At 39.3% G+C, this 26,397-nt stretch carries 22 protein-coding genes and 4 pseudogenes; 14 read left to right on the top strand and 12 right to left on the bottom strand.

What is annotated here, in order from left to right; genetic code table 11:
* Nucleotides 1-818: 818 nt before the first annotated feature.
* The 8 genes and pseudogenes from V7K85_RS24630 to V7K85_RS24595 all read left to right on the top strand — a co-directional run bounded on the left by V7K85_RS24630 (nucleotide 819) and on the right by V7K85_RS24595 (nucleotide 7,676).
* Nucleotides 819-2,543: an ABC1 kinase family protein gene (locus V7K85_RS24630; RefSeq protein ID WP_334817428.1), complete on the top strand. Its 1,725-nt coding sequence runs from the start codon at nucleotides 819-821 to the stop codon at nucleotides 2,541-2,543.
* Nucleotides 2,544-2,572: 29 nt separating this feature from the next.
* Complete coding sequence (locus tag V7K85_RS24625) at nucleotides 2,573-2,947, top strand: hypothetical protein (protein WP_334817426.1); 375 nt, start codon at nucleotides 2,573-2,575, stop codon at nucleotides 2,945-2,947.
* Between the two features lie 355 nt (nucleotides 2,948-3,302).
* The gene (locus V7K85_RS24620; RefSeq protein ID WP_334817424.1) at nucleotides 3,303-4,187 is read left to right on the top strand and encodes a hypothetical protein; all 885 of its coding nucleotides are present in this window, start codon (nucleotides 3,303-3,305) and stop codon (nucleotides 4,185-4,187) included.
* Between the two features lie 296 nt (nucleotides 4,188-4,483).
* A complete protein-coding gene (locus V7K85_RS24615) occupies nucleotides 4,484-5,608 on the top strand; it encodes a glycosyltransferase family 4 protein (RefSeq protein WP_334817422.1) in 1,125 nt (374 codons plus the stop codon).
* A gap of 300 nt (nucleotides 5,609-5,908) precedes the next feature.
* Nucleotides 5,909-6,526, top strand: a pseudogene (locus V7K85_RS24610) (AarF/ABC1/UbiB kinase family protein); the annotation flags it as partial.
* An 81-nt stretch (nucleotides 6,527-6,607) separates the two neighbouring features.
* Nucleotides 6,608-6,918: pseudogene (locus V7K85_RS24605) on the top strand (DUF4277 domain-containing protein); the annotation flags it as partial.
* A gap of 34 nt (nucleotides 6,919-6,952) precedes the next feature.
* Nucleotides 6,953-7,240 carry a hypothetical protein gene (locus V7K85_RS24600; protein WP_334817478.1) on the top strand — a complete coding sequence of 96 codons (288 nt, stop codon included), beginning with the start codon at nucleotides 6,953-6,955 and terminating at the stop codon, nucleotides 7,238-7,240.
* Nucleotides 7,241-7,424: 184 nt separating this feature from the next.
* Entirely contained in the window at nucleotides 7,425-7,676 is a 252-nt protein-coding gene (locus V7K85_RS24595) for a hypothetical protein (RefSeq protein WP_334817420.1), read from the top strand.
* A 51-nt stretch (nucleotides 7,677-7,727) separates the two neighbouring features.
* Here the strand turns inward: V7K85_RS24595 and V7K85_RS24590 are convergent, their stop codons facing one another.
* The 9 genes from V7K85_RS24590 to V7K85_RS24550 form a co-directional block, all read right to left on the bottom strand.
* Nucleotides 7,728-8,762, bottom strand: a complete 1,035-nt coding sequence (locus tag V7K85_RS24590) for an Npun_R2821/Npun_R2822 family protein (protein WP_334817418.1) — start codon at nucleotides 8,760-8,762, stop codon at nucleotides 7,728-7,730.
* Nucleotides 8,763-8,778: 16 nt separating this feature from the next.
* A complete protein-coding gene (locus V7K85_RS24585) occupies nucleotides 8,779-9,669 on the bottom strand; it encodes an Npun_R2821/Npun_R2822 family protein (RefSeq protein WP_334817417.1) in 891 nt (296 codons plus the stop codon).
* 3 nt (nucleotides 9,670-9,672) lie between these two features.
* The gene (locus tag V7K85_RS24580; protein WP_334817415.1) at nucleotides 9,673-10,650 is read right to left on the bottom strand and encodes an Npun_R2821/Npun_R2822 family protein; all 978 of its coding nucleotides are present in this window, start codon (nucleotides 10,648-10,650) and stop codon (nucleotides 9,673-9,675) included.
* 3 nt (nucleotides 10,651-10,653) lie between these two features.
* A complete protein-coding gene (locus tag V7K85_RS24575) occupies nucleotides 10,654-11,613 on the bottom strand; it encodes a glycosyltransferase family 10 domain-containing protein (RefSeq protein ID WP_334817413.1) in 960 nt (319 codons plus the stop codon).
* Between the two features lie 66 nt (nucleotides 11,614-11,679).
* The gene (locus tag V7K85_RS24570) at nucleotides 11,680-12,888 is read right to left on the bottom strand and encodes a glycosyltransferase family 4 protein (RefSeq protein ID WP_334817411.1); all 1,209 of its coding nucleotides are present in this window, start codon (nucleotides 12,886-12,888) and stop codon (nucleotides 11,680-11,682) included.
* Between the two features lie 4 nt (nucleotides 12,889-12,892).
* On the bottom strand, nucleotides 12,893-15,142 hold the full coding sequence (locus tag V7K85_RS24565; protein ID WP_334817409.1) for an ATP-binding cassette domain-containing protein: 2,250 nt from the start codon (nucleotides 15,140-15,142) through the stop codon (nucleotides 12,893-12,895).
* Nucleotides 15,143-15,376: 234 nt separating this feature from the next.
* On the bottom strand, nucleotides 15,377-16,528 hold the full coding sequence (locus V7K85_RS24560) for a glycosyltransferase family 4 protein (RefSeq protein ID WP_334817407.1): 1,152 nt from the start codon (nucleotides 16,526-16,528) through the stop codon (nucleotides 15,377-15,379).
* Between the two features lie 109 nt (nucleotides 16,529-16,637).
* Complete coding sequence (locus tag V7K85_RS24555; RefSeq protein ID WP_334817405.1) at nucleotides 16,638-17,480, bottom strand: hypothetical protein; 843 nt, start codon at nucleotides 17,478-17,480, stop codon at nucleotides 16,638-16,640.
* Nucleotides 17,481-17,528: 48 nt separating this feature from the next.
* Nucleotides 17,529-18,452: an alpha-1,2-fucosyltransferase gene (locus V7K85_RS24550; RefSeq protein WP_334817403.1), complete on the bottom strand. Its 924-nt coding sequence runs from the start codon at nucleotides 18,450-18,452 to the stop codon at nucleotides 17,529-17,531.
* A gap of 415 nt (nucleotides 18,453-18,867) precedes the next feature.
* Here V7K85_RS24550 and gloB point away from each other — a divergent pair, with 415 nt between their 5' ends.
* From gloB to V7K85_RS24530, 4 genes are all read left to right on the top strand, one after another.
* Nucleotides 18,868-19,641, top strand: coding sequence for a hydroxyacylglutathione hydrolase (gene gloB / locus V7K85_RS24545; protein ID WP_334817401.1), 774 nt, complete (start codon nucleotides 18,868-18,870; stop codon nucleotides 19,639-19,641).
* A gap of 197 nt (nucleotides 19,642-19,838) precedes the next feature.
* A complete protein-coding gene (gene rplI, locus V7K85_RS24540) occupies nucleotides 19,839-20,297 on the top strand; it encodes a 50S ribosomal protein L9 (protein ID WP_334817399.1) in 459 nt (152 codons plus the stop codon).
* A gap of 134 nt (nucleotides 20,298-20,431) precedes the next feature.
* Nucleotides 20,432-21,775 (top strand): replicative DNA helicase, encoded by a 1,344-nt coding sequence (gene dnaB / locus V7K85_RS24535; RefSeq protein WP_334817397.1) that lies wholly within the window; start codon nucleotides 20,432-20,434, stop codon nucleotides 21,773-21,775.
* Nucleotides 21,776-22,022: 247 nt separating this feature from the next.
* A complete protein-coding gene (locus tag V7K85_RS24530; RefSeq protein ID WP_334817395.1) occupies nucleotides 22,023-22,541 on the top strand; it encodes an alpha-ketoglutarate-dependent dioxygenase AlkB family protein in 519 nt (172 codons plus the stop codon).
* A 178-nt stretch (nucleotides 22,542-22,719) separates the two neighbouring features.
* Here the strand turns inward: V7K85_RS24530 and V7K85_RS24525 are convergent, their stop codons facing one another.
* Together V7K85_RS24525 and V7K85_RS24520 are read right to left on the bottom strand one after the other, a co-directional pair.
* Entirely contained in the window at nucleotides 22,720-23,241 is a 522-nt protein-coding gene (locus V7K85_RS24525) for an FKBP-type peptidyl-prolyl cis-trans isomerase (RefSeq protein WP_334817393.1), read from the bottom strand.
* 78 nt (nucleotides 23,242-23,319) lie between these two features.
* Nucleotides 23,320-23,643, bottom strand: coding sequence for a phasin family protein (locus V7K85_RS24520; RefSeq protein ID WP_322653544.1), 324 nt, complete (start codon nucleotides 23,641-23,643; stop codon nucleotides 23,320-23,322).
* 135 nt (nucleotides 23,644-23,778) lie between these two features.
* On the opposite strand from V7K85_RS24520, the pseudogene V7K85_RS24515 reads away from it, so the two are divergent.
* Nucleotides 23,779-24,087, top strand: a pseudogene (locus tag V7K85_RS24515) (TIGR03792 family protein).
* Nucleotides 24,088-24,328: 241 nt separating this feature from the next.
* On the opposite strand, the gene V7K85_RS24510 reads toward V7K85_RS24515, so the two are convergent.
* Nucleotides 24,329-24,739 (bottom strand): 2TM domain-containing protein, encoded by a 411-nt coding sequence (locus V7K85_RS24510; protein ID WP_334817387.1) that lies wholly within the window; start codon nucleotides 24,737-24,739, stop codon nucleotides 24,329-24,331.
* A 461-nt stretch (nucleotides 24,740-25,200) separates the two neighbouring features.
* Between V7K85_RS24510 and V7K85_RS36645 the strand changes: the two are divergent.
* Nucleotides 25,201-25,797: pseudogene (locus V7K85_RS36645) on the top strand (FAD/NAD(P)-binding protein); the annotation flags it as partial.
* Nucleotides 25,798-26,397: the final 600 nt, after the last annotated feature.

Genomic DNA, 26,397 nt, shown 5'->3' with positions numbered 1-26,397 from the left:
TACATGATGATAATTAAAAGTAGCTAATTGGTAATTGGTAATTGTGGCAAAACCACTACCACTTACCAAATTTATCGCAGTAGCTGAAAGCCCGGTTCATTGAGGGTATGTCTAAGAGGATGTTTTAAAAGTGTTTGGCTGTGATTTTAGGCACTTATTGATCCCCCCTAACCTCCCTTCAAAAGGGGGGAACCGGAATCAAAGTCCCCCAATTGATCGGGGGTTTTAGGAGGATCTAGAACGTTTTGATACCGACAATAGGACTTTTAAAACATCCTCTAACTAATCAAATGCAACCTCCGCTGAAATCTGCTGGCACTAAGTTCTAAGTTAACTGTGGTGCTGTTTTATCAACTTCATTATGAACGAGTGTTTTAGAAAACTATCATCGCAGAAGTATTCAGGCAAAGCTAAACGGGTGGCTAAGACAGTCTGAATTTAAAATGATTAAATCCAAGACAGTAATAGTACTACTGCTCCATGTAACTGTTAGTAAATAAAGTTACTTAACTATCATAGTTTATTCAAATTTGCATATATAGGTAAGTATTTATATTTTTATAAACAATGCTTAATAAAAGATAAAACCATCTAAAATTTGGATAAGTATTTGTAGTTTTATAAAGTATAATTAAGAAAAAGATAAACAAATCTTAGGCGGTAACATCGGCTAAAATCGCCTCGAACAGTACCCCTAAAGGGTAAAGTTCTAGTTGTTTTAGGTAAAAGACTACCGCTATCCTGAACTTGCAACTAACTTGTGGGTCAGGAGAAAAACAATCATTGTAAATTTTTCAGTTGAAGAGGCAAAAAAAGGCGTGGGTCAGTATCAACCTGCTCAACTAAAACTCTATAATCCAGATGCGATCGCTCGCTACTATAGTTACCGTCCCTGGCTAGCGTGGGGGCGGCTACTGAGAATTATCTTCTCTTTTGCAGGATTCATATTCAGTCTTAAGTGGGACGAATGGCAAGATAAAGTTGAGCAGAACAAGGGTAAACGAGCTATCCAGTTGCGAGAACTGCTCACCCGCCTCGGTCCAACTTTTATTAAAGTTGGTCAAGCCCTCTCCACCAGGCCTGACCTGATACGCAAAGATTTCTTAGAAGAACTGATCAAGTTACAAGACCAGTTACCACCTTTCGATAATGCGATCGCTTACCAGATTATCGAAACTGAGCTAGACTGTCCAATTCATGAAAGCTTTAGCGAACTGTCACCTAACCCAGTAGCTGCTGCTAGCTTGGGTCAAGTATACCGTGGTCGTCTGGTCAGCGGCGAAGAAGTCGCAGTGAAGGTGCAACGCCCCAACTTACACCCGGTAATCACACGCGACCTATATCTGATGCGTTGGGCAGCAGGTTGGCTAGCTCCTTGGTTACCTTTAAATCTCGGTCACGACCTAACTTTAATTGTGGACGAGTTTGGCACGAAGCTATTTGAAGAAATTGACTATATTAATGAAGGCCGCAACGCCGAACATTTTGCTAGTAACTTCCGCAACGACCCGCAAGTTAAAGTTCCAAGTATTTACTGGCGTTATACCAATACCCATGTTTTAACCCTGGAATGGATTGACGGCTTCAAGCTGACAGATACTAAACGCATCCGCGAAGCAGGTTTAGACCCAGAGGCGATCATCCAAATTGGCGTTACCTCAGGATTGCAACAGCTTTTAGAACATGGTTTCTTCCATGCTGACCCTCATCCCGGCAATTTGTTTGCTGTGCCTGATGGACGTATGGCTTACATTGACTTCGGCATGATGGATCAGTTGGAGGAAAGCTCCAAAGAAGCACTGGTAGATGCGCTAGTGCATTTGGTGAATAAAGACTACACCGACTTAGCCGAAGATTTTGTAAAATTGGGATTTCTGACTCCAGACACGAATATTTGCCCGATTGTGCCAGCATTAGAAGCGGTGCTGGGAAACGCTATTGGCAAAAATGTCAAGGATTTTAACTTCAAAACTATTACCGATGAATTCTCGGAACTGATGTACGAATATCCTTTCCGAGTCCCGGCGAAGTTTGCTTTGATTATTCGTTCCTTGGTGACTCAGGAAGGTATTGCCCTTAGCCTCAACCCGAATTTTAAAATTGTTGAAGTGGGTTATCCCTATATAGCACGGCGCTTGCTGACAGGGGAATCGCCGGAATTACGGCGACGATTATTGAATGTGTTGTTCAAAGATGGTAAATTCCAGTGGCAGCGGTTAGAGAATTTAATTGCGATCGCTCGTAGTGATGACAACTTTGATGTATTGCCCACAGCCCAGATGGGTTTCCAATATTTAATGTCCCAAGAAGGTAAGTTTCTGCGGCGACAGCTGGTGCTTGCTCTCACCGAAGATGACCGCCTCCACACCGAAGATGTCCAACGCTTGTGGAACCTAGTTAAAGATGACTTAAAACCGGATCGTTTATTAAATGTAGCGATCGGCATTTTAACAGAGTTATCCAGAGAAGGCGCAGCTGCTATCCTCCCAAAAGCTACATTCCTTGGGTCTTTTGCTGAGAACCAGTCAACAAATAAAAAGTAAAAAATCTTTAATATAAATTAGGAGTTTTCATGTACTATTTTCCTGTGCAACCGCCTTATTTTCTGTTACTTGTTGGCTTTCTAACAGCATTAACATCTGGTTTGGCATTATCAGGCACTTTAAAAGTAATTGTGCAGAAATGGCCAAGCGAGCGTACAGAAAATACTAAACCGCGTTCCTCACTGAAACAATTACTTGTACCATTTATCGGCATAACTGGCGGTACTTGTCTATTTCTGTCTTCAGGCTTAGAAATATTTGGCTTTCCCTCATCCTTGGCTTTAGGAGTCGGTCTTCCAATTAGTCTGTTTACTTGTTTATTAGTTTGGTTGCAGTTGGGAAGTATGATGACCTTTATAGAACGTGAAGGTATGCAATCTTTAGATTTAGATTCTATGTCATAGATTTCAAACAATATGGTTAAGTTCTGATTAACTGAACTGTATTGATATCTAGGACACTTTACTAATATACAAATCAACCTAAATGCTTACCAGCGATGGTGAGCATTTAGATTTATGGTATGAGGATTTGTCAAGGCTTTGTAGAGATGCCATTAATCACCTCTTCATATCTGTTAGGGCTTGGATGGGATTTAGTAATTGGATAAAAATAGGTATTATTACAGTAGTCAGTACCCGCATTATATATGTAAATATAGTGTTTGATTGAAATCGGAACAAGCTGTATAATTTTGCTGTCTTTAAACGTATTTTTGATGTTAGTTTCAGTCAAATTTTACTTAAAAAATAAAATCTTATGAACCAAGAAAAATCAGACGTTTGTTTTTGTAGTTTAGCTTTGGGTAAAAGATATCGCTCTCATGCTTTACTGTTAGCTCAAGATATTGAAAAACATTCGCCGGGAATATACTTAATTATATTAACAGATAAGCCACAAGAATTTAAAAAATATCCTAATGTTTTAGCTTTTAAACATGAACAACAGAGCATTGGTTGTTACCACGATAAAAGGTTTGTAATTGCCAAAGCAATATCACTGTTTAATACTTGTATATTTGTCGATGCAGATATCAGAATATTAGATAAGTTACAACCAGACATAAAATGGCTTGCTGGCATAACAGCAAGAAGTTGTACCAGTATTGTGAAACACAATCAAGAATATATTAATTCCGTAAATGATGCTTACAAAGCAAATAGAGCTAGACATTTAACCATTCTGAGCAAGATAGCACAAAAGCTAGACTTGGATTTAAAAGATACTAATATCCAGTTTGTGATGGAAATGTTATTTGTAGTTAGAAGCCAAGATGGACGTGAAATCGAATTTATCAAGCATTGGGAAACCATTGCACTTTACTGTGAGTTAAATGGTTTTTATGGTGCTGAGGGTTATGCAATAGGATTAGCTGCTGCTAAGGCTGGATTACCAGTTCGATGGGATGCTATGGACGGTATTGTTTATTTTAAGGATTGGGTAGAACGCCATAAAATCAAAAATGGACAAGCAAATCTAGATGAAACGCTGATATATTTTCAACAGCATGAAGCGATTGAGTACCGCCAAAATTCAATTTTCCAAAAGCTGGTACGTAAACTAGATAAATTTATCGGCTATTACTATCGTTCGTTGTCTTTAAGACTGGTAGCTTTGAGTAACTTTAATTTTTATTACCGCTAATCAGCAGATGCAAGGTATTTCTGCTTTGAAATAATTACAGCAGTTTTCATGTGGATGGAACACACTAATCTAGCCCCTAGCCCTAATTACTAGGCCCTTTCACTTATCCGGGTTTATTGTACCACAACCGAAAAGTGCTATAGCAATCCGAATTGAATCGTGACAAAATACGGAGATTAAAAGTACGTATTTATAAACTTTTCAGCCTTTTGCTCTCTTACAAATGATTTAGGATTGCTATATAAGTTATACATCTATTTTTTGAAACTTATTATTTGTAACTAAAGATTAAAATCATGAAACTTAAAGTCTTTTTGATATGCACAGGTCTTGGTCACGTTATGCGTGGATATGAATCTTTTGCTGAACAAGCATTTCAGGCACTATCAAAAGAACCTTCTCTAGATGTAATCCTTTTTAAAGGTGGTGGAAAAGCAAAAGCAAAAGAAATTCCTTTGTGGAATTTACCCCGTCATACTATAACAGCCTGTAGGATAGCTAAGTACACTAAAAGTAGTGCCTATTTGGTAGAGGAAATATCCTTTTTTTTCAGTCTCATACCACACATCCAAAAAGAGAAACCAGATGTAATTTACTTTAGTGACAACGACATTGGTAATTACCTCGCGGATTGGCGGCGTTTTAGCAAACAAAGCTATAAATTACTCTTTTGTAATGGTGGGCCACTCCGACCAAACTCTCCCATTTTTGCCAACTGTGACTTCATACAACAAGTTGCTCCTCAGCATCTTCAGAATTGTTTAAAAGCAGGGATACCTGCTCAAAAACAAACTCTAGTTACTTACGGGACGGAAATGTCTGCTGACTTACAAATACTTTTGCCTGATGAAAAAGAGGCTTTAAGAAATAAACTAGGACTACCTGAGAAAACACCTTTAATTCTTTCCGTAGGTCATATCAGCAAAAGCCATAAGCGCATGGATTATTTAATTCGTGAAGTTGCTAGTTTACCTGAACCACGTCCTTACCTTTTGCTGCTAGGCCAACAGGATGGAAGTTCACCCGAAATTATTGAACTGGGTAACAGCTTATTGGGTGCTGAAAATTTTCAAGGCAGAACCGTAGCCTCTCATGAAGTTTCAAACTACTATAAAATTGCAGATGCTTTCGTGTTAGCTTCCCTCAACGAAGGACTAGCAAGGGTGTTCTTAGAGGCAATGTCATACGGCTTACCCTGTATAGTTCATGATTATGGCGTCACCCATTACACCTTTGAAAAAGAAGGGTATTTTGGCGATTTTATACACAAAGGAAGTTTGACAGATTTAATTAGTCAAGTACTATCCGAAAATGGAGATAAATCTAAATTTTATCAGCGTCATCACTTCATTTATGAGCGTTTTAGCTGGGATAAATTGTTGTCAAGCTATGTTGAGATGATTCACATGGTAGCTAATTAGACTTATCCGCAAAACGTAAATGCTTACTGTGAAGGGGTTTGACGGATTCAGATGGAATAGGCGATCGCTATCTTAGTCTACGATAAAATAGGTGTTTTCAGGCATTCAGGAACAAAAAATCAAAATTGGGGTGAAAGGTATAAAAGGATGAAATCAATTTAAGGAGAAAAAAATTAAGTATTAATGGTTAAGCATACTAAGCGATAGTCTTCAAATAAGGTGACATTATCTCTAGCTGCAACCTCTGCCTTTACCTTGTCTAACCGCTCATTATATGGAATTACACAAACAGGAATTTGTCTACCAGCATTAGAAGCGGTGCTGGGAAACGCTATTGGCAAAAGTGTCAAAGATTTTAACTTCAAAACTATTACCGATGAGTTCTCGGAACTGATGTACGAATATCCTTTCCGAGTCCCGGCGAAGTTTGCTTTGATTATTCGTTCTTTGGTGACTCAGGAAGGTATTGCCCTTAGCCTCAACCCGAATTGCAAAATTGTTGAAGTGGGTTATCCCTATATAGCACGGCGCTTGCTGACAGGGGAATCGCCGGAATTACGGCGACGATTATTGAATGTGTTGTTCAAAGATGGTAAATTCCAGTGGCAGCGGTTAGAGAATTTGATTGCGATCGCTCGTAGTGATGACAACTTTGATGTATTGCCCACAGCCCAGATGGGTCTCTAATATTTAATGTCCCAAGAAGGTAAGTTTCTGCGGCGACAGATGGTGCTTGCTCTCAGCGAAGATGTCCAACGCCTGTGGAACCTGGTTAAAGATGACTTAAAACCGGATCGTTTATTAAATGTAGCGATCGGCATTTTAAGAGAGTTATCCAAAGAAGGCGCAGCTGCTATCCTCCCAAAAGCTACATTCCTTGGGTATTTTGCTGAGAACCAGTCAGCAAGTAAAAACTAAAAACTATTTAACCCACATTCTGCAGGTGTGATGGCGTACCCGCCCGCCGTAGGCGATCGCAAAACATTGTATTTTTGGAGCATGACAGCTTCACCATTAGATATCAGAGTACAAGATATTGACCAAGTAAGGCATAGTCGCAGGCATCTGTGATCAGATGAAGCTAGTGGAACAAATCAACCGTCTGCTGGGAACTCATCCCCAAGAAATCATTAGTGCAGGTCAAGTAGTTAAAGCAATGATTTTCAACAGGCTTAGGTTCGTAAGTGCTCCACTATACCTGGCGTGAGAAATTTTTTGTAGGCAAAGCGACAGAACAGATGCTAGGGGAAGGGATATGCCTAGAACATTTAAATGACGACCGTTTAGGTCAAGTGACCATTGCACTTTACTGTGAGTTAAACGGTTTTAGTTGTGCTATAGGTTATGCAATGGCATCATGCTGCTGCGAAAGCAGGATTATCAGTTAGATGGGATACTATGGAGGATATTGTTTATTTCAAGGATTGGGTACAACGAGAAAAAATTAAAAAAGGGCAATCAAATCCAGAAGAATCTTTAAAATATTTTCAAGACCATGAAGCAATTGAATACCCCAAACGTTCAATTATCAAAAAGTTGTCACTTAGACTAGATAGAACTGTAGGTTATTACTATCGTTCATTGCGTTTAAGACTTGCAACTTTGAGTAACTTTGCTTTTTATTACCGCTAATCAGTAGATGCAAGCTATTTCGACTCTTCCGTACCTGTTATGCTTGAACCTTTAGTTAAGCATCAGAACTTGACTTTTAAATCCAGGTTAGAAGCCCAAATTTCGGGTATAAGCTAGGACTACCTGAGAAAACAAAACACATTTAATTCTTTCTGTAGGTCATATCATCAAAATCCATAAGCGCATGGATTATTTAATTCGTGAAGTTGCTACTGAACCATGTCCTTATCTTTTGCTGCTAGCCCAACAGAATGGAAGTTCATGCGAAATTATTAAACTGGGTAACAGCTTATTGGGTGCTGAAAATTTTCAAAGGCGAACCGTAGCCTCTCATGAAGTTGCAAACTACTATAAAATTGCAGATACTTTCGTGTTAGCTTCCCTATTTATGAGCGTTTTAGCAGGGATAAATTGCTGTCAAGCTATGTTGAGATGATTCACATAGTAGCTAATTGAATAAAAAAGTTTTAAGTTAATTTTTACTCAATTATTTAGTAATTCTATCCTTGAAGTTACGATAGTTAAGCTTAATATTATTAGCTCTTTGATTCAGGAAACTTTTAGTAGTATTTTGTAACCGTGTGAGCAAAGTGGGACGCTTAAAGTTTTGAGGTCTATCTGCTGACGATTTTAAATAACGATAATGCAAAAACAAGTCTCGGTAGGGAAAACTAACATCTTCACCAGTACAAAGTTTAGTAAAGCTTGATGAACTTATGCTCATATAGTGTAAATATGTCAACCTCCGCCCTTGGTCGTATAGGATATTATCTACCACATCAAATTGAGAACTCCAGTGATTACCAGTTCCCTGTTCGCAATCATGAAAAGCAAAGTTGTAATAGGAAATTCCACTTCTCAACACCATGTAGTTAAATAAAGATTGGTCAGGCGCTAAAAAAGCCATGACATCTGCCTCACCTGATGTCAATTTGTCGATTAAGTCTGCTCTTATCCCTGGAGAAAAAATATTTTTCTTAGTGGCAAACCAACCAGCACAAAATACTTGAGACTGCAAGTTTTCTGAGTTGAAAATTTGCTGCATCTGCTCTGGTGAACCATCAAAAATAAATTTTAAGTCAGATTTATATTGAAAATCATTGACTACCCAATCATAGGTATCTAATTTTTCATATACATAATCTAGGGGCCCCATTAACAAGGTATCTGCATCAAAATAAATAAATCTATCAAAGGGGCCATCGATAGCACAAAATTTGCGGTGCATTGGTAGCTCATACAGTTCTGGAAAGCCCCATTTTCGCCAAGTTCTTTGCGCTCTTGGGTAATTTTTCCATACTTGAGTAGCAAACTTATCCCAGTAAGCTATAGAATCAGAGTTTTCAAATAAAGTGACATTATCTCTAGATGCAATCTCTGCTTTTACCTTGTTTAATCGCTCATTATATGGAAGTATACAAATAGGAATTTGTCTACTAGCATTAGTTTCTATGCTATTAAGTAAAGCAACTAGTTGGTCATAGACAACATCATTCGCTAGGATGTAAATGCCATCAATCATTGGGATACTCCTAATATTAAGTACGGGCAGCAACAAAGGGAAATAAACGGCGAGTCAGTTTGGGGATGAAAGCGAATTTACCCTCATGAAGATAGCGATAGTGTTCCCATAATTGCCAATAGGGACTACCAGTTTTAATCCCTGTACCAGCCCAGTGGAGATATTTTAATCGTTGTCCTCGGTCATAGAGGGCGTAGTCTTGCTGTTGAAAATTTTGCGAACCTGCCCAACTACCAGGCCCTCCCCCAGGAATTTTGACGAGATTACCACGTTTGGCAATTAGTTTGAGCACAAGATAATTTAAAATTGGTTGGTCTGTAACTCCTTCGGAAAAATCAAAATATTCGCGATGCATTGTACACTCACGCAAAACTTCATCCATTTGTTGTTCGGTAATAACTCCTTTTCTCGAAGCCCAAAAGCCACTGTTGAAAACGTCTTGAAGTTGGGCATCGGAAAAAATTTGCTGATCTTTCACAAATGGGGAAAAGATATTTCGCAGCTTGTCATTGGCATGATGGTAATCACAACAGAAGAAATCGACTTCTGAAAGTTTGTCTAAATTCTCAGCAATTTTTTCAAAAACGACAATATCCGTATCTATATAAATAAATTCATCTAAAGGGCCAAACCACGCTACCAGTTTACGCATTTTGTTGGGTAAGGCGAGAAAATCTCGATCAAAAATTTCTCCAATGCGTTTGGTAAATGTATCAATAAGTTCTAAATCTGGAAAAATTTGGACATTGTGTAAGGTAGCAAGCTGTTCTGCTACTTTCTGATAATTTTCATTAAAAGGTATGAGATAAACGGTAACTTCTGGGTCATAGTAACGAATGCTATTAAGTAAAGCGATCGCATTATCGATAACACGGTCATTAGCAACAATATAAATTCCCCTGCTCATAAATTATCCTTGGTTAATTAACTTAAGTTTTCGCAAAGCTCTTGTAAGTAAATTTGGTGCTGGAGCGTCATGATAATTCTTAGGAGAATTTTTAAACACTGGACGCTTCTCTGGTTCGTGTAGGTAACGATAATAGAGAAATAAATCTCGATAGGGAAACTCAATATTTTCTCCAGCACAGACTGCTTGATTGATATTAGGAGGAATACCAATGTAATGGAGATAAGTTAGTCGATTGCCTTTGTCATAAAGAATTTTATCTTTTTCTTCAAAATGTTCAGAGGTAACAGAGTTGCCTGTAATTTGATGATTTGGTAAATGATGGGCAAAGTTATAAACTGGAATATCAGACCTCATAAACATATAGTTAATAACTGGTTGGTCTCCTGTTGGATAAAGTATTTCTCTCTCACCTGCTTTCAAATAAGATAATAGTTTCACTAATTTATCTGGTTCAAACAGAGCTTTTTTAGAAGCGAAAAATCCGGAACAAAATATTTCTGTTTTGATACGATTTTCATCAAAAACTTGTAGTAGTTTAACTGAATTAATTTTATAAACTTTATCTGGATGTTTAAACTGAAAATCGTAGACAATACAGTTGTATTCATCTAATTTCTGAAAAATCAAATCTAGTGAATTCATCACTAGAGTATCAGCATCCAAATAAACAAATCGATCAAAGGGCCCATCAAATGCACAAAATCGTCGATGACCACCATAAATTCTGTATTTATTTTTGTTCATACTAGCAGGACTGGCCTCTAGCATAAATTGATCCCAGCGGTTAATTGATTCTTGATTATCGTAAAGAAATACATTAGGACGTTTAGCTATTTCGTCAGCAATTCGCTGTGTCTGATCATCGAAAGGATAGATACAAACAGGAGTTTCTGGCCCCAATATAACATCGATACTGTTGAGCAAAGCCACCAGTTGATCGAAAACATAATCATTGCCAAGGGTACAAATACCATTCATAATTTATGAGTGTTGATTAACAAAATTTGACAACCAGTTAAGCAGGTTTAATTTGTGTAAGATGATTTGACGTGCTTCTGCGATCGCATCTTTAGCAGCATACCAAGCATCAGGTGTAGCTGTCACTTCTTTGATGTAAGCAATGCCTTTTTCATCTAAACTGGGCAATCTTAAAAAACTACCCGGTGGCAATAATTTATCAGCAGCCCGGCCACCATAATAAATTGGCAGACACCAGGCAAGTAAACTATCCCAAAGTTTCTCACTCACATACCAATTATTGTCAGTATAGTTTTCAATTGACAGATTGTAATAGTATGGTGCCATACCATACCACTTATTACCCAGTTCTCCCGACTTTTTCGCCCATTGTGGTAAGTTACGCCCATACAAATCAAATTTAATATCACTAAATTGTAGGGATTGTAAAAAGTCCAAACGCTGGCGATGATTAACTGTGCGGCTAATTCCTGAAGTAATCCAACTACATGGGGCAACTTTTTGGGGCGGTGGCATTTCATTTAAATCTTGAAATGAATTTGAGTGATACCAAATAGCAGGCATATAGTCGGGAGTTGGGGCAAAATCATCGGGGCCAGAAATGTAGTCGGAATACTTTTTAGCTTGTTGATAATTATGATTATTTATTTCTACAATTTCATTTAAAGGCGGTTCTCTTAGTAAATAAATAACCCGCTCTTTGTTGACACCACGCAATAGAGAATCAACATTTACTACTGATTTTTGCTGGCGTTTACGTAAGTTACCTAACCAAGATTTTTGTAGTGATGCTTGGGGAAAATCAAATTGATACATCAGCATAAAATCTGGTTTTGCTGCCAGTGCCTGCATTTGCATATTGCCCCAAACTCCAAATTGATTCGGGGTTTGTTGCCATAGCCAATCGGCTCTGGTTTCTAAGCCTCGATAGCTGCTAATCATACCTACAGTTTTAATAGTCATTTTAGTTATTAGTCAGTTATTATTTGTCATGAGTTATTTTCCCTAATCTTACCCATTTATTTTTACTTACAAAATAAGTTGGGGCAGCAGAGATTCATCAACATAACTAAGGATTTTTGCCGCTCGATTTTCCCAAGAAAATTGCTTGATAAACTCGATCTTATCTGGATAACCTTCTACTTTTCTGGGATGAGTTTCTAAAACCCGCTTCAGACTTTCGGCAAATTTTCTGGGGTTATCTGGCTCACACCAAGCAGTAATGAACTGAGTATCTTGAAATTCAACTAATGATGGAATTTTCGTCGCTACAATGGGAGTCCCAGAGGCAAAGTAGTCAAATAACTTTAAGGGAGATGTGAAAGTTGCCGCTTTTCCCGAACAATGAGGGTGAGCTAAAACATCGGCTGCTTGTAGCAAAGATGCTAACTCATTATGCAAGACATAGCCTAAAAATTTAATATTATGAACCTGTTTTTCTTTTACCAATTGCTGATAATATTCGACTTCTGCTGGCTTACCACCTGCACAGGCAAATTGCACATTAGGCATTTCATTAGCCACATCAATTAATACATCAATACCTTTAAATTGCTGTAACGCTCCCGCATAAACTACCAATTTTTGGCTTTCTTGCAATAGTTTTTGACGCCATTCTGCCGCTTTCTCTGGTTGTCTTTGCATAAACAAGCGATTAAAACCATTGTGCAGCTTAATCACTTTTTCTGGTGGCATACCATTTTTAATCATGCTTTCGCGAATGGTGTCTACAACCGTGACAGCAATTTGCAACAGCGGATTTGTGACAATTTCTGGTTCAAATGGCTTGTCTTCGTGATGGTGGTGTTCATAAATTGCGGGAACGCCATTTTTGATGGCAGCTTTGACAAAATTCCAGTTGCGACTGTGGACAAGTTTGGTAGTTGGAAGTATGTGAAATGGTAAATAATACTTGCTCACAATGGTATTAGAGTCAGTGAATTTGCTCCGAAAATGGTCAATCGGCCAAGGCATTGCTAAGGGAGCAATTTTTAACTTGTCATGGAGGTTGTAATATTTAATAAGTTCTATTGGTGTTTGTCTCGGTTGAAAAGGACGAGCTAGATTAGCTAGATTAATAGCTTTTGCTCCTTTGTCAGGGTATACCAAAACTGTTGAATACCCCAAGTTAGCGGCGGCGTTAGCTGCATTTGTAGACTGCACGAGGTGAGCCTTTGGCTGGGGTAACTCTTCACCAATGAAAAAAATATAGTGTTTTTTTAAAGTAGTATTTTTCATAACTTTAGATATTAATACTGTTCTCAAACTTTTCTAAATTATCGAGTAGATATCTAGCAGATTCATAACTTTCAGTAATTAATCCATTTTGTTCTTCTGTGGTGTATATCAAATTATCAGCTAGAGAGCGAAGAGAGCTAAGTATGAGGTTAAGAGAAGTCCGAAACTCAACGGCAATATGATTAAAGGTTTGATAATGGTTACTGATAACATTTTGGTTTGGATCAGAAATTGAGAGAATTTGCCCCTTGATTTGTAAGTTAATCACATCTTCAAAAACATCAATGGTATTAATAATTCTCCAGGCTGATTTGTAAGAGTTTTCAATTAATTCGTGCCGATCTTGGGAATCGTCTACCAGATCATTAAGTAATAAATGCAGGAATCCAATCATCGAGTTCAACTGCGTCCGAATTTCGTGAGAGATGCGGAGCAAGCTTTGATTGTGTTTGGTAGCAGTTTCAGGACGTTCGGCAAATTGCATTGAGTACAAACGTGAGTAGTAACCACCCTTTTGTAAAAGTTCTTGATGGGTTCCCACCTCTACTACCTGTCCTTGATCTAATACGGCAATTTGATCGGCTTTTTGAACTGTGGAAAGACGGTGAGCAATTACAAGGGTGGTGCGATCGCGACTCAAATCATCAAGTGCAGCTTGTACTAAGCGTTCAGAAACAGTATCTAAAGCGCTGGTGGCTTCATCTAAAATTAGAATCTCTGGATTTTGGAGGAGGGCGCGGGCGATCGCTAATCTTTGCCTTTGTCCACCAGATAACATAACGCCGCGATCGCCAATCAAGCTGTCAAGTTCCTGAGGCAATTTCCTAATAAACTCATAGGCATTTGCCCGCTTGGCCGCTGTAATAATTTCATCCTCAGTAGCTTCTTGTCGCCCATAGGCGATGTTATTTCGCACCGAGTCATTAAAAAGAAAGGTGTCTTGACTAACAATTCCCATTCGCTTTCGCAGGGATATAACATCGAACTCCCGCAAATCGGTGCCGTCAATGGTAATACTGCCAGCGATCGGGTCATAGAATCTGGGTAAAAGGTCTGCCATAGTGGATTTACCAGCACCAGAACTGCCTACCAACGCTAAGGTTGTGCCACGCGGCAAATATAAATTCACATCTTTGAGTACCAACTTTTCATGACCAGGGTAGGCAAAGCAAAGAGAATTAAAAGATACTCCCTTTTCTAATTTTGTATAGGGAAGCTTACCTTTACTCATGAACGGCTTATCGTGCAGGCTTAAAAACTCATTGGTTATATCTACACTGGCGGCGGTACTGGCAAAGTTGCTGCGAATACTATTTAACTGAGAAATTAATGGTAGTACTCGCAGCAGCACTAATAAATATGTCAAGAGTACGGTAGAAAGAGAAGAAACCTGGTTAGCAAAGAAGGTTTTGCTCAAAAGTACAATCAGCAGTAAAGCTGTAATACCCATCACCTCACTCAGAGGTGTAATCACTTCTGAATTAACCTGAGATTGATAATCTGCTAACTCGCGATCGCGAATTAATTTTTTAATCCGTTGATATTCTTTTTCTTCATTTCCCGTTGCCTTTACCAGCCGAATTCCGTTCAGGGTTTCCAGCAGAGAGATTGAATATGCTCTAGACATCTCACTAAGCTGCTTACCAAAATTTTTAGACCGGGAAATGGCAAACTGATTTATTAACGTTACCAACGACAGTAAAAGCGTAGCAGCAATTGTCAATTGCCAAGAAATTGATAGCAATAAACCCACAAAAACTAAAATTGTGATTCCCAGGATAACTATCTTGACTATACTACCTATAGCACTTGCAGCCCGGGCAATTTCTCCACCCAGACGGTTGATTAAATCACCAACCTTCGTTTTAGCATAATAATCTATATCAATTTCTATTAATAGCTTTAACCCAGTTTCGCGCATATCCGATGTCAACTTTCGGGTTAAAGAACTCGATGCTAAGGAGCTAGCATAAGTAGCTAAGTTCTTTAAAACAATTGTGAAGATAATCGCCCCAGCCATTACTACTATCCGGTAATTTTCTGGAGTATTATCAAAGGGAGATATCAACCTTTTTAGGATAGGAGGGGCTGTACTTAAATCTACTTCTTGCCCTACAATTTTTAAAACCACTGGCACAATTAAAGCTGTGCTTATCCCATTAAATAAAGCTCCAGAAAATCCTAACAATATTGTTAGCAGAATCAAACCTGGATAGGGTTTAGCGAATCTTAGTAGTAGTTTTCTGGTAGACATTGTATATTTCTATGCCACTTTCACTTATTAATATTATTCACAAATTCTTTGCCCAAGAAAGCTAATCATCAAAAAAATAAAACTAAATAATTTTCATGTCTCAACTCCCTTAAAATATAGTTACACCGCTACAACATCAGCTTCTAGATATTTTTTCAGATACAATACCAGAATCGGTTTGGCACAATGAGGAAATGAAAATCTCTTTTTCAATGCCCTACGCCCAATCCATATTCACAACCGAGCAATTACTGACTTGAGCGTAGAAGCCATAGCCTCTATGCTATAGTGTTTCACACATCTTTCTCTTGCCTTGATACCTTGCTGGTTTGCTAACTCTAAATTATGAAAAATCAATTTAATTTGTTCAGCAAGTTGTTCAGGACAAGCAGGGTCAACCAAATAACCAGTATTACCTAAAATTTGGGGAATATCTCCAACGCGCGTTGATAATACAGGTTTAGCCATTGCCATCCCATCTGTCAACTTCAGGGGAAACTGAGCGCGAGCAGTCAAAGTATCTCGCTGGGGAACAACTATAATGTGAGCAGCTGCTACAACTTTAGGCATTAATTCTACAGGGCACTTTGGTAACTTAATAATCCAACGCCCCCACTTTTGAATCAATTTATCGTCATAATCATCGTAAGGACTACCACCCACAATCACTAATCTTAAATCTGGCTCATCCAACAAATTGAGCGCCATTAGGATGTCTTCAACCCCCTTGTGAGATCGTGGTGCCCCAGGAAACATGAGAATTCGATACTCAGAAAGACCGTAATACGTTCTGCTAGACTCAGAATCATAGTTCTGGGGGTCAAACATTGCGGTATCTTTACCATTAGGTACGTAAACCCCACCGAAGCGTTTTTGGAGAAAGTCAGTATCTATAGTTACTGCATCTGCTTTTGACACTAAGTTCTCCATCCACTTGAGATACAGTGGATGATCTGGAAATTTTAATGCCCCATTTTTCTTGAAAATGTCGCGATAAAATTGCTTAAGACTAGGACGATATTTCCACTCATCACCTCCGTGCCAACTGAGTTCCCAGTCATCCATATCTAAAATTAAAGGACGACGACCACTAAATTTTTTCAGTAGCGATAGGCCAAAACTTGTAGACTTTGGTTTTACTGCATAAATAATATCTCCATCTATTTTTTCCAGGAGTTGACGAGCAGATATCAGAAATTCAGGATAATTTGTACCTGCAAGAGAAACAACTGAAATGCCAGACGGAGGAATGGCATACAGTTCTTTACCATAAATAAAACCAACAATCTCTACTTGATAATTGAGGCTTTGCAGTACTTGAGCTAGTAAAAATGCTCGAATACTACCGCCTCCAGATAGATCACCAACAACTAATGAAACTTTCAATTTTGAGATTTTCTCCTGTAAATTCGCAATTTCAATATTAATAAATATTTAAATTTTGCCAGAGTGTGATCCAGGAAAAAGTCCCGTGCATATCTTCATAATAAAGATGTCATTTCTTGCGCCAGGGATTTGTAACTTGATTCGGTAAAAATACTTTAGCGAATCTGTCAAAAACCCTTGTATATAAGGAACGACTAATATTTTTAGCATATTGAGGTCGATAAGGATAAGTACAGTGAAGAACTTTAATTTGATCCTGAATATTATAAGCATCCTGCCACTTACTGAGATAATTATAGGTGGGTGGTAGGATTTTCATGTGAGGGCGTACAGATGCGATCGCAGAAGCGAAAGCCCCTTGGTCTTTTAAAAGTAATTTATCTTGGTTGTTTTTGACAATCTCAAAATAACGTTGAAATTCGTCAAAAAATACCTTGGTTACTTCTGTTTTACTAAAAGCCATAAAACCGCCATTATATTGCACGCTATCTGCTTGTAAGGGTAAACCTACAGATTGCAGAATTGGCAAAACATTCGGTAAAAGGTCTTCTTGTTTTCCACGCAGTAAATTTGTAGCTTTCAGAATAGAAGGTTGCACATCTTCAGTTAACAGAAAATCATATTCATCCAAATACTCAAATACGTCATTGATATCGGCAAGTAAACAAATATCTGAATCTAGGTAAATCGTTTTATCAAACTCAGAGGCTGTATATAGAGCCAGTTTTGCTTGCCGTGATGCTAAAACAGTATTTTCACTTGCAGGCGCTGGCTTTAAAATTACATTTTTGAAAGCCTTCAGAAAAGGATAGAGTACTGTTGGAACTTGGTCAATTAAAATAATGATTGGCTCTTGATGAAACTTTCTAATTGCCGCCAAAAAATGAATACAATCTTGAAAAGGGTAAAGTCCGGTTAAAATTGTAATAAATCCTCTTGTTGGTATTGACATAAATAACTTAAATAATTATTATTTTTAATCCTAATCAGTCAATCTAATTTAATGTGTCCATTCCCAGAGACTTTTACTCCAATCTTCGTTATAGTAAAAAATTCCTTGCCATTGGGAAAAGTGAACAAAATCTTCGAGTTCTAAGGTTTTATTCACATCCCTAATCATATAAAGAGGTCGCTCACCGTAAAATGATGCCCACATACTATAACTACTAGGAGGACCAATAATATAATCACATTCAGCTAAAGAATACATATCCTCAATTATATGATTATTGCCATAAAGATAAGATAAATTTGGGAAACAATCCTCATTTAGCTTCTGATTTGAGCAAATTAAAAATGTCACTTTTTTGTTAGGAAATAGCGTTTGTGCTGATTCCATAACCTTTAAATACTCTTCAACTAAATAAAAAAATCTACCATTTTGATGTTGCTGATAATCTCCATGACGAATATGGACTCCAATGATCACATCAGTCTGGCTACGAATATTGGATATGAGTTTTGCTACATTTAACTGATACTTCTTTAAAGGTTGAAAGTAAGCACGAATTTTTTCCCCATGTTTTTGTAGATTTGATATATCATCTACAAACCAACCATCACGAAACAGCCATCCTTGAAAAAAGTTGATAGACCCTGATTTCAACTCTTTTATGATGTTTGAATTACTCCAGTTAAAAGGCTGATCACGCTTAATGTTAATTGTGTGAAAGCGTCCGCTTTCAGCCAAATAACGACTGATATTATAGTAGTATTTACGTAGCAATTGGTTGCCGGCAATTGAAAATGGTGTAGAAGGGTAACAACAGAAAAAGTCTTTAGCTGTTGAGCTAAAAAAATCAGCATACTCTTCAAATGCTGGGTTGAGAACTGTGAAATTATTTTCACTGGCAAATGCCATAAAATTAGCAAATAAAAATAATCTATTGCCTAGTTGTCCAGATTTTGCAGATATTACTAACATGTATAAAACCTATAAAAATGAACAGTGATAATATTTGCTCAACCTTGAATATATAAAATAATCTACATAGGAGGATTTAAATAATATTAAATCTAGCAGATGAAAGTAAATATCCACTATGACTGAATCGATTTGTTGGTATCCCCATAACAGGAAATAACAAAATAAATCTAACTTTGCATTTGCGGTTATTTCCAGAGAAAATTCACTGATAAATCCAGATAATTTTTGCTATTTTCCACTATAGTTACCGTATAACTACGGTTGTATATTATCATATGTTAATAACGCATTACATTTGTACTGAACAAAGTAAAAATACTTGATATAGTTTATGCAGGTAGCCTGGTTACTTGCTGAGGCTTAGGATTCCTACTGGATACCAAACATTTATGTTGTAAGGGAGGCAGAGGTAATGCAGGTAATTCGTCTGGAAGCACTCTCAGACAACTACATATTCTTGTTACACGACTATAAACAAAATATCGCCGCTGTTGTTGATCCAGCGGAGTCTCAACCAGTATTAAAAAAACTGGCAGAATTAAAAGCTGAGTTGGTAGCAATTTTCAACACGCACCACCATAACGATCATGTGGGTGGTAATAAGCAGTTAATAGAAGAATTTCCCCAACTGATAGTTTATGGAGGAGCGGAGGATCGTGGTAGAATTCCCGGACAGCAGGTGTTTTTGCAACAAGGCGATCGCGTCCAGTTTGCAAACCGCATAGCTGAAGTTGTCTTCGTTCCCGGACATACCCGCGCTCACATCGTTTACTACTTTCCCCCGGAAAAAACTGGTGAGACAGGCGATTTATTTTGTGGCGATACCTTATTTTCTGGCGGTTGCGGTCGCTTGTTTGAAGGAACACCGACCCAAATGCTAGACTCTTTAAGCAAACTGCGCTCTCTACCCGATGATACACGCGTCTGGTGTGCCCACGAATACACCTTAAAAAATCTGCAATTTGCCCTAACTGTGGATGGCGACAACGCCGACTTACAAAGGCGCTTCGATGAAGTCAAGGCTTACCGTAGTCGAGGAGAAGCTACCATCCCCTCGTTGCTGGGAGTGGAGAAGCGAACCAATCCCTTTTTACGTTGGGATCAGCGCTCATTACAATTAACTGTTAAGAGTAGCGATGCAGTGCAAACCTTTGCGCGTATACGGGAAATGAGAAATAACTTTTAGGCATTGGGCATAGGGTATGGGGCATGGGGCATTCCCCAATCCCCATCAATTTGTTAGCGCTAATAGTTGCGATCGCACCCTTCCTTTCGCTACGATCTGTAAGCTTTAGGGTATAGGCAAAGAAGCTTGGAATACAGCACTGACATTGTGAGCTATCTTACCCAAACCCAAATTAATCAGATTTTACAGGAAAAACGATGGCAAAACGCGTACAGTTAGTTTTAAATCAGGATATCAGCAAGCTGGGAAAATCTGGCGACTTAGTGGAAGTAGCTCCTGGCTATGCTCGTAATTATCTGATTCCCCAGAAATTGGCAACCCATGCCACTCCTGGTATTCTCAAGCAAGTAGAACGCCGTCGCGAGCAAGAGCGTCAACGGCAATTAGAACTAAGACAACAAGCTCTTGAGCAAAAAGAATCTTTAGAAAAAGTTGGCAGCTTAACAATTGCCAAGCCAGTTGGTGAAAACGAAGCAATTTTCGGTACTATCACCACCCAAGATGTTGCAGATGCAATTAAGGCAGCCACCGGTCAAGAAGTTGATCGGCGTGGCATTACCATCCCCGATATTAACCACCTTGGTAGTTATCAAGCCGAAATCAAGCTGCATTCGGAAGTAGCGGCACAAGTCGATATTCAAGTCGTCGCTAGCTAACTCCAAAGAAGGAGTCAGGAGGGGCAGCAGGGGAGATGAGGGAGCAGGGGAAGCAGAGGTGAATAACAACTCTTAACTCCTAACTCCTAACTCCTAACTCCCGGCTAGCTTTCATCTCAAAACTAAAATCGTTTATGGCTGAAGAACTGAGTTTTCAAGGTGATGGTAGCGATCGCTTACCACCACAAAATATTGAGGCGGAAGAAGCGATTTTGGGGGGTATTTTGCTAGATCCTGAAGCGATTAGTCGAGTTAGCGATCGCCTCCTTCCAGAAGCTTTTTACATTAGCGCTCACAAAGATATTTATCAAGCAGCTGTGAGGCTCCACGCCCAAGGTAAACCCACAGACTTGCTCTCAGTCACAAGTTGGCTGACTGACCATGAGATCCTTGCCCGTATTGGTGGCAGAAATAAGTTAGCAACTCTGGTAGACCGCACAGTGTCAGCTGTGAACATCGACGCCTTAGCAGGGTTAGTGATGGAAAAATACCTGCGGCGACAGTTAATTAAAGCTGGCAATGAAATTGTACATCTTGGTTATGAGACAGAAACCGAGTTACCAACTGTTTTAGATCAGGCAGAACAGAAGGTCTTCGGTGTTACTCAAGAACGTCCCCAATCGGGTTTAGTTCATATTTCTGATACTCTAATTAATAATTTCCAGGATATAGAGGATCGAAATCAAGGCATCGCCTTACCTGGGATTCCGTGCGGATTTTACGATTTAGATGCCATGACTAGCGGCTTTCAGCGTTCTGATTTGATTATTGTCGCGGGTAGGCCATCAATGGGAAAAACGGCCTTCTGCTTGAACCTAGCTCATAACATCGCCGCTTCTTATAAATTACCAGTTGCTTTTTTCAGCTTGGAAATGTCAAAAGAGCAACTGACGCAACGGCTATTAGCTAGCGAAGCGCAAATTGAAAGTACTTATCTGCGGACTGGACGCCTGAGCCAAACACAGTGGGAACCTTTAAGCCGTGCTATTGGTATCCTTTCGGAGATGCCAATTTATATTGACGATACGCCGAATATTACAGTTACACAAATGCGTAGTCAGTCAAGAAGACTGCAAGCTGAAATAGGAACTGAATTAGGATTAATTGTAATAGATTACTTACAATTGATGGAAGGAGCAGGCGATAATCGAGTTCAAGAATTATCAAAAATTACGCGTCAACTTAAAGGTTTAGCACGCGAATTATCTGTACCAGTTATTGCTTTATCTCAGTTGAGTCGAGGGGTGGAAGCGCGTACTAATAAGCGTCCGATGTTGTCAGATTTGCGTGAAAGTGGCTCGATTGAACAGGACGCAGATTTGGTAATAATGTTGTACCGCGATGAATATTACTCTCCAGATACTCCCGATCGCGGCATTGCAGAAGTAATTATAGCTAAACACCGCAACGGGCCTACAGGGACTGCGAAACTTTTGTTTAATCCACAGTTTACAAAGTTTCAAAATTTAAAAATTTAGCCAGACCAAATAATTATTTAAATCAATACTGTTGTTAAAAATAGAGGTAGTTTATCTTTTGCCGAAATAGCCCAACACAAGAACGTGCAATATTCTTAGGTAAATATCCTAGTGTAAATTATTCAGAATATTTAATCGAGGGCTTGTTGATTAAACCATCAGGCTGGATAGAATGGGAAATAACTGCGGCATAATTTTACATTGATGATTTAAAAGATTAAACCGTAATAAGATTTTTATTTGAGCAATGAACGAGCCTGATTTACTGATTAATGATGAATTTTTACCGAATAGTCATTCTCTATTTGATAGTCTTATATCCATAACTAACTGGGATGAGCGTATACGGGCGCGAAAAACAGCCAGCTTTGGTTCCCCATATAACTACTCAAACATTTCTTACGAATCATGCCCGATGCTGGATGAGTTACTTCCTATTATTGATAAGCTTGAAAAACACTTTGGGTTCCGACCGAACAACTGTTTAGTCAATTATTACACAAATGGTAACTCAACAATGGGATTTCACTCCGACTCAATTGATGAACTCATGGAGAATACTGGTATCTCTATTATTTCGTTAGGGGCTGAAAGAATAATTACATTTCAGAATAAACAAGACAAAAGCATTAAATATAGTTACTTACTCAAAAGTGGTTCTCTACTTTTTATGCCTCAGAAGACGCAGCAACATTGGAAGCATGGAATTCTCAAGCAACCAGAAACATTGGGGCGTATCAGTCTGACGTTTAGGTTGTTGGTATAATCGCGGCAGTCTGATCAAAGTTACAGATACTTTATCTCACGTTTTCTAGCTGTACTTCTGGCCCATCTGTACTCTGAAATACCTAATTTATTTGATAGGGCATTGAGAACAGAGAAAATAGAAACTTCTTTTAATAATTCCCTCTTGTCCCCATTCTCCATGCCCCATGCCCCAGTCCCTATTTAACTCCCAGCAATTCCACATCAAATAGCAGGGTGGCGTTAGGCGGAATCACACCACCAGCACCACGAGAGCCATAACCTAACTCTGGGGGGATGATTAACTGACGTCGACCGCCTACTTTCATAGTGCTAAGTCCTTCATCCCAACCTTTGATTACTTGTCCGACGCCAATTTTAAAGCTGAAGGGTTGACCGCGATCGCGTGAACTATCAAACTTAGTACCATCTTCTAAAGTGCCGACATAGTGAACTTCAACCGTTTGTCCAGGTTGAGGAGTCGCCCCAGTTCCCTCTTTTAACTCGACATACTTTAATCCAGAGGGGGTAGTTACGGCATTAGCATCAGACATAGTATTACTCGCAATTAAGATATTGTTTTCAGTTACAGTTGTGGGCGCTGGCGGCGTTTGGGTTAACTGGGCAGCAATGGCAGTATTCTGTTTACTGGCTACTTGCCCCACAATCAACAGCACAACACACACCAGCATGAACGCCACACTGAGGAAAATTGGTTTCAAAATCAGTTCTCCTTACTTAGGTATCCTGGCAAAAACATTACCAACAGGACACATTTAGTTTAAATCAGAAAGGACATCCTAACGCCAAAGCTTATTTTCCAAATCGCGCAATTGACGCTCTAAACGGTCAATTCTACCCCGCAATTCATCCACTTCCGACTGACGAGCTACCCCCAAATCCTGCATCATATTTCGCATTTGCCGTTGCATTTGGACATCCAAGTTTCCCTGTTCCGACTTTAACTGCTGGGCAATATCATCTATTACTGCCTTGGCTTGCTCAGGATTGAGCTTACCGTCTTTAACTAAATCATCGCTGACTTGGCGCAGTTTTTCTGCTACTAAAGACGTTGTGCCAAGACCCACCATCATTAGCTGTTGCAACCAGTTGTTGTTGTCCATACTCCCTTCCTCTTACTTGTTTCAAACCAGCCGACCCTTGCTCCTGAGTGTAGGCAATCAAGCTATGCTAAAAGCGTAGTTATTCTAGCCTACATCTCTATTTTGGCAAATTAAGAAATACAGGGTTCAAAAGGCGTGGTTATAGAACTCCTCAAGTTTAAGGTTGTGCCGGATTTACGGGAAGATTTTATCCAGAAGGATGCACAAATTTGGACAACAGGGCTGGCTGAGTATCCTAGATTTCTCGGTAAAGAGGTTTTGATCAGCCCCAATCACCACACAGAAGTTATCCTGATCATTCGTTTTCCAACGCGGTAACAGTGGAAAGCCTTACCCCAAGCAGATTTGCAGACTATTGAAGACAAATTAATCCAAGCACTGGGAGAATCCTATCCAATAGTGGAGTCAGCAGAGTATCAAGTACGGAAATTTCCCCATTTGTAGGTGAAAGATTACTCTCAACTCGTAGGGGCGCATAGCTGTGCGTTGATGTCTCCATTTTTAAAAGTAGATAAAACAGGACTTACGCAAAAAGGCAGTGAAAGCCTTGATTTCCCGTAGGGGCAATTCATCTAGACGCATACTCCTACGGAGAAGCAAGCTACGCGGAGCGTCTCCAAGAGTTGCGGCTTAAGGCAGGGTATTGCCCCTACATTTCGTATTTGATGCGTAAGTCCTATAAAAGTTAAATTTGTGCACGCCATTTCTGAAAGGCTATCTCGTAATCCTCTGTTTTAGTCTGATAAACACTCCACCAATGAAAAAATAGTCCTAACCCCCATCCTAATACTGGGAAGATAGCCCAAAAATAACTAGGACTAGTTATTAAATTCAAGAGAATGAGGAATAAATTCACCGCTATAAAGGAAACAAAATGTGTCCAAAAGTCTCTGCTTCGGAAAGTATTAAATGTGCGTCGTGAACGTTCTTCTTCTTGTTGAGCTAACCACTTTTGTTCAGTTGTTTCCAAAATATTAGAAGAAATACCTAACTCAGAGGCCATTTCTACAAGCTGTTCTCGTGAAAATTCACCTTCCTGTTTACGAGTGAGTGCTATTTGAAGGATTTGTTGCACATTTTCGGAATCGTAAGTCATTTTAATTACCTTATAAGTTTGTGTGTAAATGCGCTTTTGATTTCACGAAGTTTTTGATAGGCTTCGTTCAATTCAGTTAGGGAACGCCTCCACATTTTGCACCCAATACTTAGTGACATTCACAACCTTATTATTTTCTCACAATCGATTTAGGGCTACTGTATTTGTCAATACCTCTATATTGCTGTTAGGATATTAAGCCAAACATTATCTGAAACTTGAATGCTAGTAGTGTCAGAAAATATTGACAATTGTAGAGGTAAAATTCTCGCTTTTGCAGGGTTTTTTGATGTTAACTAAAAACCCCGGTATTTGCATCGGATTTGGATGCAATAGATACATCAATTTTAGATAAATAGTTCCAAAACCTTGTCTCGTCTAGATTTGAATTTGTGTAATCTGACGATCGCCACTCTCTCGATTTGGAGAATTGGACACTCAAGTGCAATTCCCACTTATTCATGTGCGTATGTGGTTTTTTGAGTCAATTCATCTGCCTAACAGCTTGCGACAAGCGGAAATTTCAGTTTATCGGCCGTAAATTAATCAGTAGAAAGCAAGTGCAACTCACACGTCCTATGAACAACAGCATTTTTAACCTAACCGTCTCTCCAGTTGCGATCGCTATCATTGGTGGTGGCTTTAGCGGTTCTCTGGTTGCAGCTAATCTTTTACGCAACGCAACCATGCCACTATCTATCAAGTTGATTGAACGTAATTCTGAAGTGGGTAGAGGAGTTGCTTACGGGACACCAGTGGACTGTCACTTGCTGAATGTGCCAGCGGGTAAAATGAGCGCATTTGCTGATCAACCAAATCACTTCCTGAACTGGCTGCACAAAAATGGGCATGAACAGGTAACTCCATCTACCTTCGTTGGGCGTCGGGTTTATGGGGACTATGTGCAGGCGACTTTAAAAGCAGCACAGGTAAATGCAGCAGCTAATGTGCAGCTAGAGAAGATTGGGGATGAAGCGATCGCCATCGAGACAAAACCTGATAACACAATAGTGTACCTGAGCAATGGTCAGTGTTTGCATGTGCAAAAGGCGGTGTTAGCGTTGGGCAATTTCCCGGCAATTCTGCCTAGACCACTCGCCGTTTTAGACAATCGCTATGTTAAAGATGCTTGGTCTACTGATGCGATCGCTGACCTAAATCCAGAGGATGCGATTCTGTTGGTGGGCACTGGATTAACAATGGTAGATGCGGTTGTTGCCTTGCATCAACAAGGATTCCAGGGACAAATTCATACTGTCTCGCGCCACGGATTGATGCCCTGTAGCCACAAATCAACAACTGCTTATCCGGCATTTATTGATGTAGAAACTGCGCCAAAAACGGCACGAGGACTGCTGCATGTGGTACGTCAAGAACTGCGCGAGGCTGTTACCCAAGCACACGCCAGTTCCTACAACCGGGGGAACCCCGGCAACGGACTGGCTCAAGATTGGCGGGCAGTAGTCGATGCCATCCGCCCAATTATTCCCCAACTTTGGCAAGCAATGCCATTGCCGGAACAGAAGCGATTTCTGCGCCATGTCAAAGCTTACTGGGAAGTTCACCGTCATCGGATTGCTGAAGGAATTGCCGAAATACTGGATGCTGCAATGGAGTCTGGTCAACTGATCCATTACGCAGGTCGGATTCAAAGTTGT

The organism is Nostoc sp. (genome assembly GCF_036917615.1).
Classification (GTDB): domain Bacteria; phylum Cyanobacteriota; class Cyanobacteriia; order Cyanobacteriales; family Nostocaceae; genus Nostoc.
Note: the sequence above shows the minus strand (reverse complement) of the source record. Positions and strands in the feature narration are given on the sequence as shown.

What these genes read in the sequence shown, in the direction of transcription:
- V7K85_RS24625 (WP_334817426.1), top strand. Translation starts at nt 2,573, where the DNA reads ATGTACTATTTTCCTGTGCAACCGCCTTATTTTCTGTTACTTGTTGGC.
- V7K85_RS24620 (WP_334817424.1), top strand. Translation starts at nt 3,303, where the DNA reads ATGAACCAAGAAAAATCAGACGTTTGTTTTTGTAGTTTAGCTTTGGGT.
- V7K85_RS24615 (WP_334817422.1), top strand. Translation starts at nt 4,484, where the DNA reads ATGAAACTTAAAGTCTTTTTGATATGCACAGGTCTTGGTCACGTTATG.
- V7K85_RS24600 (WP_334817478.1), top strand. Translation starts at nt 6,953, where the DNA reads ATGCAATGGCATCATGCTGCTGCGAAAGCAGGATTATCAGTTAGATGG.
- V7K85_RS24595 (WP_334817420.1), top strand. Translation starts at nt 7,425, where the DNA reads ATGGATTATTTAATTCGTGAAGTTGCTACTGAACCATGTCCTTATCTT.
- V7K85_RS24590 (WP_334817418.1), bottom strand. Translation starts at nt 8,762, where the DNA reads ATGATTGATGGCATTTACATCCTAGCGAATGATGTTGTCTATGACCAA.
- V7K85_RS24585 (WP_334817417.1), bottom strand. Translation starts at nt 9,669, where the DNA reads ATGAGCAGGGGAATTTATATTGTTGCTAATGACCGTGTTATCGATAAT.
- V7K85_RS24580 (WP_334817415.1), bottom strand. Translation starts at nt 10,650, where the DNA reads ATGAATGGTATTTGTACCCTTGGCAATGATTATGTTTTCGATCAACTG.
- V7K85_RS24575 (WP_334817413.1), bottom strand. Translation starts at nt 11,613, where the DNA reads ATGACTATTAAAACTGTAGGTATGATTAGCAGCTATCGAGGCTTAGAA.
- V7K85_RS24570 (WP_334817411.1), bottom strand. Translation starts at nt 12,888, where the DNA reads ATGAAAAATACTACTTTAAAAAAACACTATATTTTTTTCATTGGTGAA.
- V7K85_RS24565 (WP_334817409.1), bottom strand. Translation starts at nt 15,142, where the DNA reads ATGTCTACCAGAAAACTACTACTAAGATTCGCTAAACCCTATCCAGGT.
- V7K85_RS24555 (WP_334817405.1), bottom strand. Translation starts at nt 17,480, where the DNA reads ATGTCAATACCAACAAGAGGATTTATTACAATTTTAACCGGACTTTAC.
- V7K85_RS24550 (WP_334817403.1), bottom strand. Translation starts at nt 18,452, where the DNA reads ATGTTAGTAATATCTGCAAAATCTGGACAACTAGGCAATAGATTATTT.
- gloB (WP_334817401.1), top strand. Translation starts at nt 18,868, where the DNA reads ATGCAGGTAATTCGTCTGGAAGCACTCTCAGACAACTACATATTCTTG.
- rplI (WP_334817399.1), top strand. Translation starts at nt 19,839, where the DNA reads ATGGCAAAACGCGTACAGTTAGTTTTAAATCAGGATATCAGCAAGCTG.
- dnaB (WP_334817397.1), top strand. Translation starts at nt 20,432, where the DNA reads ATGGCTGAAGAACTGAGTTTTCAAGGTGATGGTAGCGATCGCTTACCA.
- V7K85_RS24530 (WP_334817395.1), top strand. Translation starts at nt 22,023, where the DNA reads ATGAACGAGCCTGATTTACTGATTAATGATGAATTTTTACCGAATAGT.
- V7K85_RS24520 (WP_322653544.1), bottom strand. Translation starts at nt 23,643, where the DNA reads ATGGACAACAACAACTGGTTGCAACAGCTAATGATGGTGGGTCTTGGC.
- V7K85_RS24510 (WP_334817387.1), bottom strand. Translation starts at nt 24,739, where the DNA reads ATGACTTACGATTCCGAAAATGTGCAACAAATCCTTCAAATAGCACTC.